Genomic DNA, 21,089 nt, shown 5'->3' with positions numbered 1-21,089 from the left:
CAATGAATCATTTATTATAATTTTTTAGGATTTCCTTTAAATTCTTCTTATCTATTTTACCTGTTCCAGTTAATGGTATATCATTTACTATAATAATATCATCTGGCAACCAGAATTTGCTCAATTTACCTTCATTTACATATTTTCTTAAATGTTCATATATTAACTCTTTTGCATTTTGAGTTTCTTTAGATAATTTTACAACAGCTATTGGCCTTTCTCCCCACTTTTCATCCTTTTTCGCAATGACAGCAACTAAAGAAATAAATGGTAATTCCGAAATAGATGCTTCCAAAACGCTTGATGGTATCCATTCTCCTCCGCTCTTTATTATATCCTTTACCCTATCTAATACAATTAACCCTCCATCTTCTGCTATATATCCAATATCCCCTGTTTTAAACCAGCCATCAGGCGTAAAAGATTCCATAGTTTTTTCTTTGTCATTGTAATATCCATTAGGCATCCATGGAGCTCTAAACCATATTTCTCCCGGTTGATTTTGTGATTTAGAATCTATATAAAATTCGGCCATAGGAACGGGATGAGTGACTTTATGATAATCTAATATACCATTCTTTACATGTTTTGTTTCTATTGTTATTGAGGCAGCTAACATATCAGTTCCTCCATAGATTGCAGAAAAATGAATATCAAGGTCTTTCATTTTCTTTACTAATCCATCTGGTATTGGACTACCACCTATCAAAACCTTTAGTCCTCTTTTACTTAATCCGGTATCTAAAAGCATTTGCATCATTGTTGGAACAACGCTTATCCAGGTTACATTTTCTTTCTCAATAATTTCTATTGCGATTTTGGGATCGAATTTTCCTCCATATATCAATTTAGCTCCAATCAATGGAGCTATAATTAAAGATCCCCAAGATAATATATGATAAATTGGTATCTGTGGAAACATAACATCGTTTTGGCTTAGTTTGGCTGGCGCATTATAATACGTTAATTGATTTAATATAGATAATGCACCGTTTATCATTTTTTCTTGATTATATAGAACAGCTTTTGGTAATCCAGTAGTACCGCTTGTAAATAAAATTATTGCATCATCATTTTTATTGCTTACCGGTTTCCCCTCTCCAAGATTAAACTTTAATTCATTAAAAGATACTGTCTCAATATTTATTTTTGATTTAACCAAATCAGCTAATTCTTTAAATATATTTTCATATATGAAATACCTAGAACTTGATTTATTTAAAGTATATATCAATTGATCTGGGGGCAATCTAATATTTATTGGATAAGCGATACCCCCTATTGTAGTTATCGCATAAATTAACTCAAAAAATTTTATGTTGTTTAAGCCAATAATAGATACAACGTCTCCTCTTTTTATTCCTAATGACTTTAAATATGTTATTAAATTCAAAGTTTCTTTATATGTTTCTTTATATGTTTTCCTTCCATTAACATCTATAATTTCTTGATCAGGAAATAATTGGGATGCTCTTCTCAATATATACTCAAAGGTGTACAACAATCCCACCTTAAAATATTATTGTATCCAAAGAAATAAATACTTTACTCAATATTACATATTTATATATCAAATGATTATGATTAAATATTATGTGATAAACATCATAAAATTATTTTAAAAATTTTCTTTTTTTTTAAAAAATTCATTTTTATAATTAATTACTTTATGTTCCCGCAAGATCTAAAAAAGAAATAAAAGAGTTTGTTATAAGCTATTTACAATTTCTACAACCTTATCATAATCTGGCTCTTTACCTGGATGATCTGAAACCCATTTATATGCAAGTTTTCCTTTTTTATCGAAAATAAATACAGCCCTTTTTGATGCTTCCTTTAATTTAGGTAATCCTATCATACTTAAATCCTCATGATAAACATTGTATAATTTTATGACTTCCCTATTATAATCGCTTAACAAATCGAAGTTTAATTTATTCTCAGCCTTAAATTTAGCTAAAGAGAAAGGACTATCAACACTGATTCCAAATACAACAGCATTTGCCTTATTTAACAATGACATTTTATCCCTAAATGTACATAACTCTTTTGTACAAACACTTGTAAAAGCTCCTGGGAAAAATAATAAAACAACAGGCTTTCCTTGATTTATGTAATCGCTTAGTTTTACTTCTTTTAAATCTGTATTATACAGAGAGAAATCAAGAAAATTTTCTCCCAAATTCAATTCTGCCATTATTATCACCAATTTATTTAATCTATGGAAAATAATAAGAAAAAATATATATTTTTATATTTTATTTTAAAATTAATTTAATCCATAATGTTGATATATACAATAACACAGAAATTTCTATAGCCAAGATACCATATAGTTCGGTTTCAGCAGTAGAGGAGAATGGAATAAAATATGAAAATATCCATGCCAATATGGGAAATATTGTCAAAAATAGACCCCTATTTCTATAAATTTTAATAAGAGAAATTCCTAGGATAAAGATGGAAATAGATGCTAAAATAAAAAACCATAATGAAACGAAAATATGAGGATATGTGCCTTCATGATAAATTCCTATTAAAATGAGAAATATTCCAGATAAAGAAAAATATGAACCGCCTATTGCCTCTATCACGTTTCTTGAATAAAAAGCTATAAAAATGCTAAAAATGAATATTAGTGAACCTGTTATAATCATACCAACATTATAAATAAAAGGAAACATTGGAGGTGGGTGACCATTTATATAAGAACCACCTCCTAGATCGCTAAATGCATTTTTATTAATCTTAAACCATGGGTTAAATGAAATAGAAGTAAAAATAGTAACCCATGAAGATAGGATGGCCAATATTGAAAATAAAATAATTAATTTTTTTATTGTTCTTTTATTCATATTATCCCCAATAATATTAATTATTTTTTATCCTTTTATATTTATTCTAATAAAAATTTTATTTAATTTTTAATGTAAATACTAGTATTTAAAAATTTTGTATCCATAGCTTTATTGGGATAAGCATGCCTATATGCCCAATTTGTAGGATCGAAAGCCGTTCGTGGGATGAAATATCTGATCATATTTATTTTATGGCAAATGAAAAGAGTGATCCAGATCACATAATGTGGTTAAATAGATTTGTAAGCAAAAATAAATTAAGCAAGGAAGAATTATCCAATAGGTTAAGGAATTATTTTGATGAACCAAAATCACTTCCTGAATGGATTAGATATAGGTTTATAGAAAAATTTTATGGAAAAAATCCTCACCTTTTTATGATATTAATGCAAAATCCTACTAGAGGATTACTATTAGGATATGTAATTGAACACAGACATTTCTTGCAAAATTGGGTTAAGGTTTTATCTAAGATAATTTATAATACAGATAAAGAAGATGTGATTAGATATGAACTAGAAAACATAGCAACAGAATACATAGGATATAATGGAAAGCCTTCCCATTATGAATTACTAATAAAAATGGGTGAAAGCCTAGGACTTTCGAGGGAGAAGATACTTTCATATGAACCATTGCCTTCAACAAAAGAAGCGATATCGACGTGGAGAAATATAGCAGAAACAAGACCATGGGTAGAAACAATGGCTGCAATGCATAGCTTGGAACTAGCTGCTGATAAAACAAATTTGAAATATGGGGCAAAAATACATTATTTTAACCCAAATATCTTATCATCAAATCAATATAATGAACATGTAAAGAACTTTTTAAGAGAAGGTTATGAAGCTGATGAAGGCCATGCTGGAGAAGCTTTAAGACTTATTGATAATTATTCTCAGGATTATTTAACAAAGATTAACATAAAAGTAACATTATTAAAATCTTGGGATGCCTTAGACAAATATTTGTATGCAAGAATTCAAAGGGCCATGGAATTTGAACCTGAATTATTTGAGGTGATAAGAAGTGAAAGTTATAGTTAATGGTAAAGAAGCTGGTACAAAAGAAACAGGTTGTGCATTATGTGGAGGTACATGGGGAGACTATTATGAAACAGTTGAAGGAGAAAAATTATTTTTCTGTTGTAATATTTGTGCAAAGGCATTTATAAACATAATAAATGAGGCGAAAAAGAGGTTTAATTTAAACAAAATAGACTACATTGAGTTAAGAGGAAATTTTTATAGAGGTAGAAATATTGAGGTAAAAAATGGGGAAAATTCTCATAAGTTTTATATTAAGTTATCAGATGATGGAGATATAACTGAATTTAAAGAAATTGATTAAGAACATTATCATTGTTAACCGGGGAGTTAACAATTAAAAATTAATTTGACAAAATAATGCAAGCAAGAACTCTTTAATTTATTTTGAAATAATAGCATACCTGTTAAACAAACCTTCTCTTTCTTCTATTATATTAAACTTATTTATAAGATCCCTCCATTCATTTTTTGGAATAGCTGTTGGACCTTTAGATATTTTCTCTACAGAAATAAATGCAATACCTTTCTCTTTTAATATTCTATTAATTTCTTCAATGGCCCCCTTATGATTTACCATACAACATAAAACCCCATTAGAAAAAGCAAAGTCGATCGTATTAGATTCTATAAATTTTATATTATCTGCTGATGCTAATTCAACAATAACGTTTTTTAAATTCAATTTATTTATTTTTTTCTTTAAAACTTGAACCATTTTGGGATCGGAATCACTTGCATATACCTTACCTTTTTCTCCAACTAACTTAGCTAATTCTATAGTATAAACTCCTGGACCTGCTCCAATATCTGCAACATAATCGCCTTCCTTAATATACCTCTTTATAATTTTTCTTGGATTATCTATAATTTTTCTAATAGGATTATCTAATATAAATGGTGAGAAATGTCTATCCTCAGGATCTCCTAACATAACGGTCACCTCATAAAATGATAAATTTTATATAAAGTAAATTATTGATAAATTTATTAGTCAAAGATAATAATTCCTTGTTAAGTTTTTCTTTAATTTCCGCTGAATTAATTTTATGATATATCATTTTTCCACCAACTTAATAAATTTTCCAAAACTTAAATTAATATTTATATATTAATTATATAGAATTCTTTATAAATAATTTACCAGTTTATCTTATAATAAATAATTTTTATTTTCATTCGTAATAAGTCCATACAATTATGAGAATTATATAGAATATTTTATACAAATCAACAAACAGATTTATATAAAACCTGCATAACTAATATTATTACCGATTTAAGAATTTTCTGATTAATAAACTAGTAAATAATACCTATTGGTTCTAATGTAGCATCGACTTAATGATAAAAAGAACAACAAACCTCGCCTTTTCAAGGAGGGGTAAAGTTTTTTTAAGTTTCTTTTCAAAATTTATTTGTGGTATTCATGTCTGGTCAATCTACTAAGATGTGGAGTGAGAGATGAAATACTCTCACAATACTAGATGTGGGTATTACACGTACTGTATCAGTTCGTCTTCTACCAAATGGTTCACAAGAAAGGAATGAGAAGGTGTGCAGATGCATCTTCCTCTTTATTTAATGAGATCAATTATGAGAGGAGGCAACAATTCTTGGTAAGGTAGACTTCAAAGGAACATGGAATAAATACTATAAAAAATATAAAAGGATACTTAAAACGAACGCGCAAGCAGTTATACAAAAGAATAACGAAGCATGGTCATCATTCTTTTCCCTCCTGAAAGATAGTGCGAAACCACCTGGATACTGGAAAAGAGAAGGAAAGAGAAAATTAATCCTAGTAGTTAGACAAGATTGATACATCGTAGATATAGAAAATTACAAGCTAGTGTTAAAGGACTTTAATTTAGAGATTCAGTTTGCTGGTAAAGTGAGATGGTTTGGAAAACAAGGTAGGCTGGAGATTCATTATGACGAAAATAGATTATTCAGCAAATTATACAGAAGACTTATTCATTTATATAGGAATTTAGCATCTCATCTAATGAAGACTTCGTATGAGATAGGAGTATTAACAATCATCGTGGGTTATCCGTATGACATTGCACAAGATAAGGGTAACAAGTTCACATCAAATATGTGGTCTTATTCTAAACTTTTCAAAGCCTTACTGTTGAAAGCTCAAGATTATGGCATTAAGGTTGTAAAGGTCATTGAATACAATACTTCTAGAGTATGTGCTTTTCATAATGTTGAAGTTGAGAGAAAGCCCCAAGGAATAATAACATGCAAGATGGGACATAAACTACATTCAGACTTGAATGGTGCAATAAACATTATGAAAAAAGCAATAGGAAAAATGGTAAAAGAAGTGAAAAAGCCTTTATCTTTCTTTGTTGATCATAATAGAGTAGCTCCCATAAAGGAGAGTAACACCCAAGACCTCAATGGAATCCTCACCCTTTAGGGCGGGGAGGAGGTTAGATGTGATGATTAAGCTATTATCTAATTATTAATAGAAGATAAAATTAGTTTGGATCAGGTTATGTTAATAATCAGGTTTATTGTATCATAAGATTTAATTCTTTTATAATTAGAAAATATTACCTTGTTATATATATGACGAATCATCAAACAATTTTTATTGAAATAAGATTTAAATACTTGTGTAAAATTTTACATATAGTAGTGTACAATAAGAGGGTATACAAATGTCGTCTAGATCTAGTACGATTGTGGGCTTGGTGGCATTTGTTACTCTATTAATTTTTTTGGTTTATGCCTGGCCTTGGTATAATTTTGTTAAACCTGAATTAGCAGGGCTTCCATTCTTTTATTGGTGGATAATAATATGGTATCTTATTTCATCAATTCTTCTTTATGCAATAGTTAAATTAAGAATAAAGGGTGAAGCTTTATGATAACAGCATCTGGTCTTCAAATGCTTATAACATTTATTGTTTTATTTATAGCCTTTGCAATTGTAGGCTTTTTAGGCAGCAGATTTAGAAGGGCAGATTTGACCCAACTTCATGAATGGGGGCTTGGGGGAAGAAGATTAGGGACCGCATTTCAATTCTTCCTTCAGGGTGCAGACTGGTTTACTGCATATTCTATATTAGCAATACCATCAGCTGTATTTGCATTGGGAGCATATGGGTTTTTTGGGGTAGCATATCAGGCAATGGTATTTACATGGGCAAGCGTATTCATGCCCAGACTTTGGCGTTTATCTAAGAATAAAGGATATATAACAATAGCTGATTATGCAAGAGGGGAATTTAACAGTATTTTGCTATCACTCTCTGTCGTAGTTTTAGGTATATTTGCAACTCTATTCTATATAGCATTACAAGTAGATGGTCTATATGCCATATTAGGAACAATGTTCTTAGAATCCTTCGGTATCTCACCAGTATCTGCAGCATTTAAGGAATATAGTGTTTTGATTTTATTTATTGCATTCGTTGTAATAGCAGCATTTTCATTTACAAGCGGAGTTAGAGGAGTTTCTTTAGGAGCTGTATTTAAAGATATTTTAGTATGGCTAGGGTTATTAACGGTTATAGTAGCAACCCTATATTATACTCATGGATTTAATAATATATTTTCTGGAATGCCATCAAAATATGTAGCATTACCAAGTGTACAAGCTTTAGCATTCAGTACGAGCATGCTTGGGGTGGTATTTTCTGCATATTTGTGGCCACACAATGTTACAGGTTCATGGGCAGCACAAAATGAAGAAAGATTGTTAAAGGGTTACTCATTAACAATTCTTTATGCAATTCCTCTAGCTCTAGCTGATATTATGGCTATAGCTGTCTATAAAATACCTTCAGTTCATAGCTTTGTTTTTCAATTCCCTGCCTCATCAAGAGGGTTATATGTAATACCTGGTCTCTTAGTATCTTTAGTTCCTTCATGGTTGACAGGTATAGCATTATTAGGCATATTTGTAGGCGGTTTAGTTCCGGCTGCATTAATGGCCGTAACTGTTGGAAACATGGTGGGAAGAGACTTATCAAGGATGATTAAGCCCAATATCTCTGGCAAAGGACAAACACAAATAGCAAAATGGTCTGCAGTTGGCTTTACTCTATTATCATTAGCTTTACTCCAAGTTATTCCTATGACCTATGCATTTCAGTTCTATCTGATAGGTGCTGAAATAATATTGCAGTTCTTGCCAATAGCAGTTATTCATCCATTTATCAAATTCATAAGAAAAGAATTTGCTATAGCTGGTATATGGATTGGTACAATTGTTTCCATTTATACAACACTATATGCTAATCACTTTAAAGTGATATCAACAACCCTTTATCATGATATTTATATAGGTTTCATAGGATTGTTTATAAACATAATAATAGTTCTCTTCAGCCTAGCTTTTCCCAAAAAATGATTTTCATTAATATTCCTTATCATAAATGTTTTTTTACTTTTTTGCATACTTAATTTAAAGGTGAAATATGATGTATATTAAAACAGTAGATGAAGATGTTTTGTCATGGATTATAATCGATAGAGAAAATAAAGCTAATTCTTTAAATTATGATACTTTAAAAGAACTTAAAGAAGCAATATGTAAGCAGTGTGAGAGAAATGATATATCTGCTATAGCAATTATTGGTGCAGGTGAAAAATTCTTCTCAGGAGGAACTGATTTAAATGATGTATTAGATGCGACATCTGATATTAACAAAGCATGGAAATTAATGTATGAAGGTTTGGGAGGTGTTATCAGGGGGGCTTTGAATTGTAAACTACCTGTGATAGCAGCTATAAACGGATATGCACTAGGAGCTGGATTTGAATTAATACATACATCAGATATTGCATATGCAGTTAAAACAGCAAAAATTGGGTTACCTGCAGTAAAATGGGGTATGATACCTCCATATTCTTCAACTCTTGGGCATTTATTTGTGAACTCAAAGCTTTTATCATATCTAGCCTTAACTGGAGATATGATAACTGCAGAAGAAGCATTTAAATATGGTTTAATAAATGGAGTTGTAGATGATATTAACTCTCTTAAAGCCAAAGTAATAGAGGTCGCAAGAAAAATTTCTTCTAACGATAAAATAGCGGTTAGACAAATTAAGCAACTTATGGCAAGAAAAAAGGTTGATGATCTTTTAGATCTAGGCTTTTCCGTAATGTCTTCAATAATTCCTAGGGAAGAAGTAAAAAAGAAAGTTGAAGAATTCGTAAAGAAATAAATTTTTTTATTTTTGCAATAATTTTGATACTTCTAGCAATTTATCGTCTTCATATGGTTTCCCAATTAATTGAACTCCAGCAGGATATCCATTAATATTAAGTAGAGGTAATGATATTGAAGGGAATCCTACTAAAGATGATAACCATGTATTACTTGTTAATATGCTTCTTATTTCACCATCTTCTTTACCAATAACATCTTCTATTTTTGGAGCAATAATGGGAGTAGTTGGCAATATTATGAAGTCATATTTTTTTAATATCATTAATAGCCTTCTTCTTACAATTTTTGCAGTTTTTAACGAGTTAAGGTATTCAAATGCATAATAATTAAATCCCTTTTCAATCAACCTTCTCACATCAGGGAAATATTGATCAAATTTATCTCTCATTTTTTCGTGTATCCATGATGCTTCTGAATATCTTATTGTAACAAAAGCGTTTATTGCACTCTTTAAATTATTAATATCAATAATTTCATATTCTAAATTTGATATAAAATCTTTGAATTTATTTTCTATTGATTCATTTGCAGAATAAAAACCTTCAGGTAAAGCAAATTTAACTTTTTTTAAATTATTTATGTCATATTTCTTAATTTTCTTTTCACTTAATATATAAAATACTTCTTTCAATTTTTCAACATTATTTGACATTATTCCAACGTCATCAAATGTGGGTGCTAATGGGAAAACACCTTTAACGCTTATCAATCCATGTGTTGGTCTAAAACCTATAACACCGCATAAAGATGCAGGAATCCTTATTGATCCAGCAGTATCCGTACCCAAAGCGACATCTGTGATCTTTAATTTTACTGCTGCAGCACTTCCTCCACTGCTTCCTCCTGTTATAAGTTCTTTATTTATTGGATTTCTTGATGGCCCAAAAACTGATGATGTATTTGTTACTCCTGATGCAAATTCATGAGTATTTGTTTTTCCAACTATTGTATATCCATTTCTTTTTAATAAAGTAATAACCCTAGCGTCTTCCCTTGGTATATAATTAAAAAATACCTTCGAACCCATTGTTGTTTTAATCCCTTTTGTATATATTATGTCCTTTATTAATATTGGTTTCTTATCCTTTTCCTTTTCAGCATCTTCATTTATTGTCACAACTGCATTATAATCTGAAAATTTATATGACTTTTCTAACGCCTCATTAACGCTGATTTCTTCCATATTGGAATCACTTATTTTCATATATTACTTTATTTTTGAGTAGATCATTTATTTCTCCATCAGAAAATCCGAATTCTTTTAATATTTCAGTTGTATTTTCTCCAAGCAATGGCGGGGGGTATCTTATTTTTCCTGGAGTAATAGTAAACTTAAATGGTGTACCTGGTACCTTTATTTTTCCTATCTTTTTATGTTCTACCTCCACAACCATTTCTCTAGACTTAGTTTGTTCATTATTAAGTGCCTCTGCAACCGAATTAACAGGCGCTACTGGTACTCCAACTGATTCTAGTTTATCAATAATTTCCTTAACGCTAATGTTTTCTAATACCTTTTCCATCTCTAAAACTAGCGCATCTCTATTTCTAACTCTATCAGGATTTGTTTTAAATCTTGGATCATTTAGAAGATAATTCATATTTAATACTTCGCACATCCTTTTCCATTGATTATCATTACCTACTGCAATCACAACATAGCCATCTTTTGCCTTGAATACTTGATAAGGTGCTATGTTAGGATGAGCTGATCCCAACCTTTCAGGATTCTTTCCTGTTGTTAAGTAACTAAGTGCCTGGTGGGATAATATTTGCAATTGCGCATCATACATCGATAAGTCTATATATTGTCCAATTCCAGTTTTCTCTCTATAATAAAGAGCTGAAAGTATTGAAATGACAGCATATAATCCTGATGTGATATCAACTATAGGTACACCATATTTAACAGGTGGCCTATCTTTTTCTCCATTAAGACTTAAGAGTCCACTAGTAGCCATGACGGTTAGATCATATCCTGGTTTATCCTTCCAAGGACCAGTTTGTCCATAAGCTGATAAGCTTACATAAATAATTGATGGATTAATTGAGCTAATTGTTTTATAATCAATACCTAATTTGTTCGCAGTTCCAGGCTTAAAGTTTTCGATAACTACATCAACTTTTTTGGCTATTTTATGTATAATCTCTTTCCCTTTTTCATTTTTGAGATCTACTACAATGCTTCTTTTGTTTCTGTTTATACTTATAAAATAGCTTGATAATCCATTAATATCCGGTGGCTTCCAAGACCTAGATTCATCACCTTCAGGTGGTTCAACCTTAATAATATCGGCACCCAAATCTCCTAATACCATTGTTGCAAAAGGACCTGACATTGCTCTTGTGAAATCTAAAACTTTTATGCCACTTAAAATTAAAGAATTGCTATTCATTTTTGTTCCTATTTCAGTTAGCAGGTCTGAAATTTATAAATTTTTTATTTGTTTAGTTTATTATAGCTTTATAACAACCTTATAACAAAGCCTTTTCTCTAAAAATTCTCTACCTAAGTGCATTATGTGGAGGTACATGGGGAGACTATTATGAAACAGTTGAAGGAGAAAAATTATTTTTCTGTTGTAATAATTGTGCAAAGGCATTTATAAACATAATAAATGAGGCGAAAAAGAGGTTTAATTTAAATAAAATAGACTACATTGAGTTAAGAGGAAATTTTTATAGAGGTAGAAATATTGAGGTAAAAAATGGGGAAAATTCTCATAAGTTTTATATTAAGTTATCAGATGATGGAGATATAACTGAATTTAAAGAAATTGATTAAAAACATTATCATTGTTAACCGGGGAGTTAACAAAAATGCTTAATTTGATAATCAATAATTTGATTTAATGTAAAAATATATATTTTTGCAATTTTAAGATTCTCTGGGAAGGGCAATGATTAAAAGAACGGTAAACGTAGGTTTATATTACAAAGTTAAAGAAGATCATGAAAAAGAATTTGAAAGCATATTTTTTGAAATGGTTAAAAAATTAAAAGAAATGAGGATAGGGTTCATTGATGCAAAATTATATAAAAGAGTCGATGAACCTAGAGAATATTTAATATATTCGGAGTGGGAAAGTTTAGATTCATTTAGAAAATTCGTTTCTAGCAATGAATTTAGAGATACAACTGGGTATGGGGCATCAATTTTAGAAGGTAGACCATTTCATAGAATATTCCAAGAACTTACCTAGATATAGAAGCATGCTTTAAGGAATTCATCTTAATCCATCAATGTATTGATTATAGGAATTCTTTGGCTTTGTTTCAATGAAAAAATCTAGATAAATTTAGAATTTCCTTATCTCAAGAATCTTTCCTAGGCTTATACATGAAATCACTTCTTTAGTTACACGCTTGAAAATAGAGAGATTAACAGGTATCATTATAGTAAAAGCTAATCCTTTTACTAAGGGTGCACTTAGCTATCACAGTTTATAGATTCAATTCAATGCAACAAAGAAAACCATGACCATATTTAACCCAACGGTACTTTATTTCTTAGAAAGACATATCAATCCATATTTGTCTCGACTTGCCAATCTTAACAATATAACTTCTTGTCAAATACCAAGAGTTATCAGCTTTGGTTATTAGGATAAAATCTAAGACAATGAGACTTCATTTTTACATAATTATATTTTACTTCTATTGAAAGCCTATTTAAGTATAAATTTTGTATCATATAAAGTTTTTAAAAAAAAGATCCATTAACATTTAATGAATCGATCTATCAACTCTTTTGTTGCTGCTTTAGATAAATTTTATTTCCTATTATCAAGTTATTAGGTACTAAGACTTTTGTACCATCAGCTTTAACTACCGTAGTAAATAGTGTAGCGACATCCTCCACAATACCATCTTCGCCAACGATATTAACATTGTCATTTATTTTAAAAGGCCTAGCTATTAGTAGGAAAAGACCTGAAACTGCTTGGCCTAGAACCTGTTGCGTTGCAAAGCCTATTACTATGCCAATAAATCCTCCTAAAGCAACACCTGCAGCGCCACCAGCTACAGCCCCTGCTATACTAGCTGCTAATGCCCCAATTCCAATAATTCTTACAACGTTTCTTATTGCGGCGGCTGTTGGATGACCATATTTCGACAGTAGTGAATAATAGAATATTGAGGAAAATCCGTTAACGATTAGATATCCAAATGCCAACGCTAGTAGTATTTGTACATATACTTCATATTTCACAGCGAATATGTGAAATGATGGTAGTAAGGATTCTATTATATACTTAGTTATTGCACTTACTATAACATAAATGACTATGTAAACTATCGTTAACGCTATCGCTCTTCCTGCTCCTACTGTTCTGCCTTTAGTATTTGTACTCGTAGATGTAGAGCTCACCATATTTTCACCATATTTATTATAAATATTTGTATTTAAAAATTTTATAAGAAATTTTATTTATATTTAAAAACCAAGATTACATAATTGTCTTTGATTTTTCACGTTTCTAAAGGAAGCCTAAGTAGGGATTTCATTACAAATAGGTTTTGTTTGATTTTAATTGCTTATACAACTTCCACATTATTTTTATTAAATGACTTTCGTATTAAATTAATAAAAGAATTTATGTAACAAAATTTATTAATTATACGATACATTTTTTAATTGGGATTATTATGATAAAGCTTAAGAGAGTTTATGATAAAGTTGATGAAGAGGATGGTCTCAGAATATTGGTTGAAAGATTATGGCCTAGAGGTATTAAAAAAGAAGAAAAAAAGATTGATCTTTGGCTTAAAGAAATTGCACCCAGTAATGAGCTAAGGAAATGGTTTCATCATGATCCAAACAAATGGGAAGAATTTAAAAATAGATATTATCAAGAACTCAATAATAAAAAAGATATTGTAAATAAATTATTAGAAATAATAAAGAATAACAAAAATGTAACATTTTTATATTCAACTAAGGAAAAAAATTACAATAATGCGGTTGCATTAAAGGAATACATAGAAAATTATCAAATTTAATATATGTTTAATATAAATTTTTTATATATTTTTACTAAATTAACTTATGATTAACTAACCTCCTCTACAAAGATAAGGGTTTCTTTTGTTGAGAAACTATTAGAACTTATCAGTGATCTAAGCTTTTTAATAGTTGATATAGGTTGATAAACGCAATATATGTTTTAGTTAATCCATTTAAATATATTTAAAAAGTTTTAATAAGATTAAAAATATCAAGTTTTATTATTAAAATTTTTAATAACAATAAAAACAGATTCATTAATCATAATACAAATAATTTAATCATGATTGATATCTTAAAATTAAATTGTAATTTTTAATAAGTTGTAACGAAGGACAAAAGAATCAATATAAGTATTTAAATTAGTAAGAATATATAATAAAAAATGCCATAAAACTTAATGACTATTTGCTTAATAAAATTTCTATTGATTATTCTAAAAATATGAGAATTTAATAATTTCTTTTTATAAATAAATATTACAAAATAAAATTTATAAACCTGTAAGTATATGTATTTTTGGTGGTCACATGGGCTTTAGGAAGGAGTTGGGATTTTGGCATGTATTATTCTTGACTTTAGGAGCCATTATTGGAGATGCAGTTGCATTTATCCCTGTTTATGTTTTAGGTTATGACGGCCCTGCGGGAATACTATCTTGGATTGTTGCTTTTTTATTAATTGTACCAGTTGCATTAGTTGTTATAGAATTAGGAACGATGTGGCCAAGAGCTGGAGGCATCGCTTACTATCCTGCTAAGAGCAATGGACCAATAGCAGGATCAATAAACGGGTGGTCAGCATTTTTAGGGTATGCATTAGTTACCCCCAGTTCTATAATAGCCTTCGTTGAATATTTAGCATATTATTTCCCATCATTGTATAAATCAGGTTTTTTAACGATTTTAGGTATAATAGTAAGCGCGGTAATAGCCTTAATAACTTATTTAATAAACAACAAACATGTTGGTTTAATAGGAAATATAAACAATTATTTAACAGTTTTAAAAATAATTATGGTTATGATACCTGTTTTAGCTTTATTTGCATTCTTTAATGCTAAAAACTTCAACTCACCGTCTTTAGGAGGTTTTATGCCTGTTAATCTGGGGGCTATTGGTTTCTTTACTGCGGTAACATCTACAATTTTAGCATATGCAGGTTTTAAACAGCCAGTAAATTATTCAGAAGAGGTAAAAGATCCAGGGAAGTTCATACCTAAAGCTGTTATAGCATCTTTAATAATAACAATGATAATTTATTTGGTAGAAAGTATTGCATTTCTCGGGGTTACTGATAAAGTAATAAGTAATCCCTCTCAATGGTCTTCATTAATAAGCCTGCCTTATCCTTATATAACTGCTTTAACATCAGTTAGGATTCCATCAAATTTGCTTCTTATATTTATATTTTTAATGATTGCAGGAACAATTATTGCCTCATATACAGATGCATTAATTTATTTCGGGGGTGCATCTAGGGTTGGCTATTCTTTATCAGTTTACGATAGATACTTCCCTAAGATCTTTTCAAAATTAAATAAAGAAGGTGTACCATACATATCTAACATATTAATATTTGTATTATCAATAATTTATTTACTTCTTTTACCATCTTTTGAAACAATATTTACAGTCCTGATAGATGCCTTCATTTTCTCATATGCACCCTTAGCTATTAGTGTTGCTGTATTTAGATCTAGGTATCCTAATGAGAATAGACCATTCAGAATACCTGCATTCAAGGTACTTTCTCCAATAGCTTTTGTTATAGGAGGTCTATTAATTTATTGGTCAGGGTGGAGTGCAGTATTTATTGCTGGAATATCTGTTCTCATAGGTTTGCTGTTCATCATTTATTATCATAAAAGTGTAGGAATTAAAAGGGGAGATTTCATTGCCGGAGGTTGGCTACCATTATATTTAATTTCAACAATGATAATTTCATATTTCGGAAGCAGCAATTTAAACAAAATACCATTCCCATATGATAATATACTATTTATCATAGTTTCCTTGATGTTCTATTACTGGGGATATGAAGCTGGAAAGAAATATGAATATTAAATTAAAAAATATACAATTATTTTAATTTTTATTTTCATTATTTAAAATGTACTTCTTTACCCTTTCTGATAAAATATCACTTAGCGAAATAGGATTTCCTGATTACTAGATCAACCTAGACTTCTCATCATCAAAAGCAAAAATCCTATCAATAGAACGTTATATTATGCCCTATATGAAATAGGGGGTAAGAAGAAATTGTTTACAGAGGTTTGATATCCCTGCTTGAAACCTCTAATCCCTATGTTCTAGCTCTTTTCATTATAATAAAAAAGATCTCTTAATTTTTATGATAATTATTTCAATATATTAAAATGCATTACACTCGATAATTTATATGCTAGCTATGAGATTGTTTTGGTAAAATCTTTAAAAAGGCTATTCCATATTTTTCCTAAGTTATAAATTATAAATCTTATATTTATTTATTATACTATCCAAGTCATCTCTTTCTTTTATTCCAATAATTTTGCCATTTTTCAATATAACCTCAGCAGGTATTGGTCTCAAATTGTAATTTGAAGCCATTGAGACCCCATAAGCACCTACATCATGTATTATTAAATAGTCTCCTATCTTAGGTCTCTTAAGTCTAACATTTAATGCTATGTAATCGTCTGATTCACAAATGGGGCCAACTACATCAAATACTTCTTTTTCATCATTACTATCTCCATTTATTAATTCAACGCGATGATATGCATTATATAAAGCTGGTCTAATTAATGAATTCATACCAGCATCTATTTGTATGTATTTTTTATTTCCCATTTCTTTAACCCCATTTATTTTTGATAACAAAACTGTTGCATTTACAACTAAATATCTACCAGGTTCTAACCTTAATTCATTAAATTCCATTGGAAAATTTTCTGAAATGGCTTTTGAAATTTTACTGATATCATAATGTTTTCCATTATAATAATCATACCCAAAACCTCCACCCATATCTATAAAATTCTTTTTCATTAGAAATTTAGACAATTCTTTAAATCTTTCCATAAGCAATTTATATGGTTCATAGTCCAATATATTAGAACCTATATGAGCATGAAACCCATTTATTTCAATTTTTATTTCATTTGCCTTATCTATTGCATCCCTTATATGAGATATATCAATTCCAAATTTTGAGTATGCCTTACCAGTCATTACCTTTTCATTAAAACCTGCCTCTATACCTGGATTAATTCTAATACCATAGTTATCAAAATGAATCCCCTTTGCCGTATTTATCATATCTAATGAATCAAATATCAATGTGCCTATACCATTTTCGCTAGCAAGAGCTATTTCTTCTCTTGATGCGTTTGGAGGGGCAAAAGAAATTTCTTTATCTCTAAAGCCAACTTTTTTAGCAAGCAAAAATTCATATGGAGATGCAGCATCTACCCCAGAGCCTAATTCTTTTAGCGTTTCCAAAATAAATGGATTAAAGTTTGCTTTCATTGCATAATAAATTTTGAAATTCTTACCAAAATTTTCTTTAAATGATTTATAAACATTTTCATAGTTCTGTTTTACTATGTCCACATCTGTTATATAAAGTGGAGTTCCAAATTTTTTCACTAAATCCATTATTAAATTTTTATCAATACTCAAAGTGATCCCTGTTATAAAAAAATCGTTTAAGATTAAATTTTTATTATAACCCAATTAAAAGAAATAATTCAAAAATTCTGAAAAATTTTTTAAATTATAATTGTTAATGATTTCACTAAATGATTCCTCTAAGAGTATTCTGGGATCTGGTAAATCCTTGGAATTGTAATATTTATATAAAGCTAATTCTACAGCTATGATTTTTAGAAATAAACTGTTCATTTTTAATAACTCAATGGAGGAATTTGGAGCCATAGATACAATGTCTTCTTGAGTACCACTTGTTGGCACGGAATGAGATGACATTGATATGCTTGATCCTCTTGAATACGCATTTAACGCAGCAGAAGTGTATTGCATTATCATTGCACCTACAACACTATTTTCCTTAAGTAAAAAGTCGTTTACTCTATTTATCTTTCCATCTAAGATTTGCGATATTCTCCTTTCTATAGAATTCATTACCGGAATAATTGCTATTTTCAAAAAATCTGATATTAATGCTGAATATATCGCATGAAATTGACAAGCATGATAAACTTTATTTTCATAGATAATTGGATTATCTGATGATGAATTCATCTCGTTCTTCAAAATGCTTTTACTGAATTCTAGTGTATCAAATAGAGCTCCATATATTTGAGGCAGACATCTAATACTATATGGATCTTGTAACCTGGGAGTTTCTTCACATGAATTATTTAACATATCAATAACCTTTTTTACTCCCATTTGTTTCTTTGTTTCATAAACTGCATCTGAAAAATGCTCATTATTACAGCCAGTTATCTTTAAGGATTTTTTTGCAATATCTAATGATGCATAAGCAAGTCTTTCAGTTATATAAGCATTGATAATGCTAAACGCAGTGCTAAAGGCATTACTATTGATTAAAGCCAAGGCCTCTCCAGGAATTAAATTCATAACATTAAGTCCTTTTTCTTTAAGAGCATCAACGCAATTAACTACTTTCCCTTTATAATAGGCGCTTCCTTCTCCATAAATTATACATCTAAATATCCTAGCTAAAGGGGCTAAATCACCGCTAGCCCCAACACTTCCTAATATTGATACAGTTGGTATAATATCATAATTGATTGCATCTATTAATCTATTCACTACTTCTTGTCTTATAGGCGAATTACCATTACTTAGCTGTATTAGCCTAACAAGCATTGCCGCCTTAACTAACAAATAAGGCACATTTTTTCCTATACCTGTATCATGTTCTTTCAATATAATTTTTTCTCTCTCTTCTGTATAAGCATTTTCTTTATTTAATAAAGCTCCCAAACTTGTTGAATATCCATATACTTTACCTTTTTTCCCCTCAGTTTCATAGACTTCTCTAGATCTCTTAATTTTGTTTAATCTTTCTTCGCAAATAGATATTTTTTCATTAGAAAATAGAATTTTGAAAAAATCATCAAGGCTTATTTCGTTTTTGCATAACAATATTAACACCTTAGCATTTAATTGAGGGGGACTTTATACCTTTTTTGCACAACGTTTCTCTTGCTCTCTCATATCCTGCATCAGCATGCCTAACAACTCCTATGCCTGGATCTACAGTTAATACCCTTTCAGCCCTTTCATAACTTTCTTGGCTCCCATCTAAAACCAACCCAAAACCTGCATGTATTGAATATCCTATACCAACTCCTCCACCATGATGAAATGCGACCCATGTTGCCCCTGCTGATGCATTTAATAATGCATTTAATATTGGCCAATCTCCAATTGCATCACTACCATCTTTCATCGCTTCAGTTTCTCTATAAGGACTTGCAACAGCTCCTGTATCATGATGGTCTCTTCCTATCCACATAGGTCCAATTTCTCCTATTCTAACGAGTTCATTCATTAATTTTCCAAACTTATCTCTTTCACCGTAACCTAAGTAAATCACTCTAGCAGGCAAACCTTGGAATTGTATGTATTTATGTGCCTTTTCAATCCAATTTACTAAGAATTTATTTTCACTAAACATTGCTAATAATTCATCATCAAGTCTATAAATGTCTTTGGGATTACCTGTTAAGCTTGTGTATCTAAATGGTCCTCTACCCTCTTCAAATAATGGTCTTATAAATAATGGCACATATCCAGGAATTTGGAATGCATCCTTAAAACCTGCATCATATGCCATCCTTCTTATATTGTTTCCATAATCAAATGCTATTGCCCCTCTCCTCTGAAATTCTACCATTGTTTCCACAGTTTTCTTCATGCTTTTCATTGATAATTCAATGTATTTTTGCGGATTGTTTTGTCTTAGCTTATCAGCTTCTTCTAAGCTTAATCCTTCAGGTATATAAATTAGAGGATCATGTGCAGGAGTCTGATCGGTAACAATATCTGGTATAAAGCCTCTCCTTAATAATTCTGGATATATTTCAGCTGCATTGCCTAGTAATCCAATGCTAATTGGCTGTTTCTTTTGTTTATATGTTAACGCTAAATCTAATGCCTTATCTATGCTATCAGTCCACGTATCTAAATACTTAAATCTTAATCTCCTATCTATCATTTTTTTATCTACTTCAACTATTATTCCTATACCCCCATTCATTGTAATAGCTAATGGTTGGGCTCCTCCCATTTCTCCAAGGCCTGAACTTAAAACAATTTTGCCTTCTAATGAACCATTAAAATAAAGCTTTGCAGCTGCTGCAATTGTTTCATAGGTTCCTTGAATTATACCTTGTGAACCTATATAATTCCATGAACCTGCAGTCATTTGACCAAACATAGTTAATCCTCTTTCTTCTAACTCCTTGAAATAATTGAAATCAGCCCACTTTGGGACTAGCATCGCATTGCTAATTAATACTCTTGGTGCATATTTACTTGTCTTGAAAATTGCAACAGGCTTACCGCTTTGTACAACTAAGGTTTCATCTTCTTTTAATTCCATTAACGAATCTGAAATTAATTCAAAAGAATTCCAATCCCTAGCCGCTTTACCTGTTCCTCCATAAACAATTAAATGTTCAGGGTCCTTTGCTACATCAGGATCTAACACATGGAATAGCATTCTTAAAATTCCTTCTGTTTGCCAACCTATTTTTGTATGTATTTCCCATCCTTCAATATGCCTAACCTTAAGTCTCTCTTCAGGATTATAATATCCCTCCTGTATCAATTTCAAAATAGGTCTATTTTCATATTTCTTTAATGTTTCACTGCTAACCATATCAAGCACCAATTTATCTACTCATTTCTAAAAATAAACGTATTTCTTTTTAAATCAAAAATATTAAATTCATTAACTATATAAAAATGATTTATAATTATAACTTTCTTCCAAAA

The 21,089-nt window shown here is 30.0% G+C and carries 20 protein-coding genes; 10 read left to right on the top strand and 10 right to left on the bottom strand.

All coding sequences use genetic code 11. The annotated features are described in order from the left end of the window. Positions 1-7: 7 nt before the first annotated feature. From CALAG_RS00455 to CALAG_RS00445, 3 genes are all read right to left on the bottom strand, one after another. Positions 8-1,510 carry an AMP-binding protein gene (locus tag CALAG_RS00455; RefSeq protein ID WP_342662582.1) on the bottom strand — a complete coding sequence of 501 codons (1,503 nt, stop codon included), beginning with the start codon at positions 1,508-1,510 and terminating at the stop codon, positions 8-10. 198 nt (positions 1,511-1,708) lie between these two features. After that, positions 1,709-2,197, bottom strand: a complete 489-nt coding sequence (locus CALAG_RS00450) for a peroxiredoxin (RefSeq protein WP_048816635.1) — start codon at positions 2,195-2,197, stop codon at positions 1,709-1,711. Positions 2,198-2,258: 61 nt separating this feature from the next. After that, the gene (locus CALAG_RS00445; RefSeq protein ID WP_015231781.1) at positions 2,259-2,855 is read right to left on the bottom strand and encodes a DUF998 domain-containing protein; all 597 of its coding nucleotides are present in this window, start codon (positions 2,853-2,855) and stop codon (positions 2,259-2,261) included. 125 nt (positions 2,856-2,980) lie between these two features. Between CALAG_RS00445 and CALAG_RS00440 the strand changes: the two genes are divergently transcribed. Further along, a complete protein-coding gene (locus CALAG_RS00440) occupies positions 2,981-3,904 on the top strand; it encodes a thiaminase II/PqqC family protein (protein ID WP_015231780.1) in 924 nt (307 codons plus the stop codon). Continuing rightward, on the top strand, positions 3,888-4,208 hold the full coding sequence (locus CALAG_RS00435) for a TA0938 family protein (protein WP_015231779.1): 321 nt from the start codon (positions 3,888-3,890) through the stop codon (positions 4,206-4,208). Before CALAG_RS00440 ends, CALAG_RS00435 begins: the two co-directional genes overlap by 17 nt. Before the next feature lie 78 nt (positions 4,209-4,286). Here the strand turns inward: CALAG_RS00435 and CALAG_RS07720 are convergent, their stop codons facing one another. Then, complete coding sequence (locus CALAG_RS07720; protein WP_015231778.1) at positions 4,287-4,838, bottom strand: class I SAM-dependent methyltransferase; 552 nt, start codon at positions 4,836-4,838, stop codon at positions 4,287-4,289. Between the two features lie 960 nt (positions 4,839-5,798). On the opposite strand from CALAG_RS07720, the gene CALAG_RS07980 reads away from it, so the two are divergent. From CALAG_RS07980 to CALAG_RS00415, 4 genes are all read left to right on the top strand, one after another. Then, positions 5,799-6,335, top strand: coding sequence for a zinc ribbon domain-containing protein (locus tag CALAG_RS07980; protein ID WP_048816634.1), 537 nt, complete (start codon positions 5,799-5,801; stop codon positions 6,333-6,335). 244 nt (positions 6,336-6,579) lie between these two features. Then, positions 6,580-6,789, top strand: coding sequence for a DUF3311 domain-containing protein (locus CALAG_RS07765; RefSeq protein WP_015231776.1), 210 nt, complete (start codon positions 6,580-6,582; stop codon positions 6,787-6,789). Continuing rightward, the gene (locus CALAG_RS00420) at positions 6,786-8,276 is read left to right on the top strand and encodes a sodium:solute symporter family protein (RefSeq protein WP_015231775.1); all 1,491 of its coding nucleotides are present in this window, start codon (positions 6,786-6,788) and stop codon (positions 8,274-8,276) included. Before CALAG_RS07765 ends, CALAG_RS00420 begins: the two co-directional genes overlap by 4 nt. Before the next feature lie 70 nt (positions 8,277-8,346). Next, the gene (locus CALAG_RS00415; protein WP_048816633.1) at positions 8,347-9,096 is read left to right on the top strand and encodes an enoyl-CoA hydratase/isomerase family protein; all 750 of its coding nucleotides are present in this window, start codon (positions 8,347-8,349) and stop codon (positions 9,094-9,096) included. 6 nt (positions 9,097-9,102) lie between these two features. Here the strand turns inward: CALAG_RS00415 and CALAG_RS00410 are convergent, their stop codons facing one another. After that, positions 9,103-10,284: an amidase gene (locus tag CALAG_RS00410; RefSeq protein ID WP_015231773.1), complete on the bottom strand. Its 1,182-nt coding sequence runs from the start codon at positions 10,282-10,284 to the stop codon at positions 9,103-9,105. A 7-nt stretch (positions 10,285-10,291) separates the two neighbouring features. Then, positions 10,292-11,497, bottom strand: a complete 1,206-nt coding sequence (locus CALAG_RS00405) for a CaiB/BaiF CoA transferase family protein (RefSeq protein WP_015231772.1) — start codon at positions 11,495-11,497, stop codon at positions 10,292-10,294. Between the two features lie 104 nt (positions 11,498-11,601). Between CALAG_RS00405 and CALAG_RS07760 the strand changes: the two genes are divergently transcribed. Both CALAG_RS07760 and CALAG_RS00400 read left to right on the top strand, forming a co-directional pair. Continuing rightward, positions 11,602-11,886: a TA0938 family protein gene (locus CALAG_RS07760; RefSeq protein ID WP_083859977.1), complete on the top strand. Its 285-nt coding sequence runs from the start codon at positions 11,602-11,604 to the stop codon at positions 11,884-11,886. 115 nt (positions 11,887-12,001) lie between these two features. Beyond that, complete coding sequence (locus CALAG_RS00400) at positions 12,002-12,304, top strand: antibiotic biosynthesis monooxygenase family protein (protein WP_015231771.1); 303 nt, start codon at positions 12,002-12,004, stop codon at positions 12,302-12,304. A 539-nt stretch (positions 12,305-12,843) separates the two neighbouring features. On the opposite strand, the gene CALAG_RS00395 is transcribed toward CALAG_RS00400, so the two are convergent. Beyond that, positions 12,844-13,476, bottom strand: coding sequence for a mechanosensitive ion channel domain-containing protein (locus CALAG_RS00395; protein WP_048816632.1), 633 nt, complete (start codon positions 13,474-13,476; stop codon positions 12,844-12,846). A gap of 275 nt (positions 13,477-13,751) precedes the next feature. On the opposite strand from CALAG_RS00395, the gene CALAG_RS00390 reads away from it, so the two are divergent. Next, positions 13,752-14,105 carry a DUF488 domain-containing protein gene (locus CALAG_RS00390; RefSeq protein WP_015231769.1) on the top strand — a complete coding sequence of 118 codons (354 nt, stop codon included), beginning with the start codon at positions 13,752-13,754 and terminating at the stop codon, positions 14,103-14,105. A 534-nt stretch (positions 14,106-14,639) separates the two neighbouring features. Further along, positions 14,640-16,175 carry an APC family permease gene (locus CALAG_RS00385; RefSeq protein WP_015231768.1) on the top strand — a complete coding sequence of 512 codons (1,536 nt, stop codon included), beginning with the start codon at positions 14,640-14,642 and terminating at the stop codon, positions 16,173-16,175. A 399-nt stretch (positions 16,176-16,574) separates the two neighbouring features. Here CALAG_RS00385 and lysA read toward each other — a convergent pair whose 3' ends face one another. From lysA to hutU, 3 genes are read right to left on the bottom strand one after another with little or no spacing between them, the layout of a single operon-like run. After that, on the bottom strand, positions 16,575-17,777 hold the full coding sequence (gene lysA / locus CALAG_RS00380; protein ID WP_048816631.1) for a diaminopimelate decarboxylase: 1,203 nt from the start codon (positions 17,775-17,777) through the stop codon (positions 16,575-16,577). Positions 17,778-17,831: 54 nt separating this feature from the next. After that, positions 17,832-19,232, bottom strand: a complete 1,401-nt coding sequence (locus CALAG_RS00375) for an aromatic amino acid ammonia-lyase (RefSeq protein WP_015231766.1) — start codon at positions 19,230-19,232, stop codon at positions 17,832-17,834. 10 nt (positions 19,233-19,242) lie between these two features. Beyond that, on the bottom strand, positions 19,243-20,973 hold the full coding sequence (gene hutU / locus CALAG_RS00370) for a urocanate hydratase (RefSeq protein WP_048816630.1): 1,731 nt from the start codon (positions 20,971-20,973) through the stop codon (positions 19,243-19,245). Positions 20,974-21,089: the final 116 nt, after the last annotated feature.

This window comes from Caldisphaera lagunensis DSM 15908 (genome assembly GCF_000317795.1).
In the GTDB taxonomy this organism is placed as follows: domain Archaea; phylum Thermoproteota; class Thermoprotei_A; order Sulfolobales; family Acidilobaceae; genus Caldisphaera; species Caldisphaera lagunensis.
This window is presented reverse-complemented; position numbering and strand designations above follow the sequence as displayed.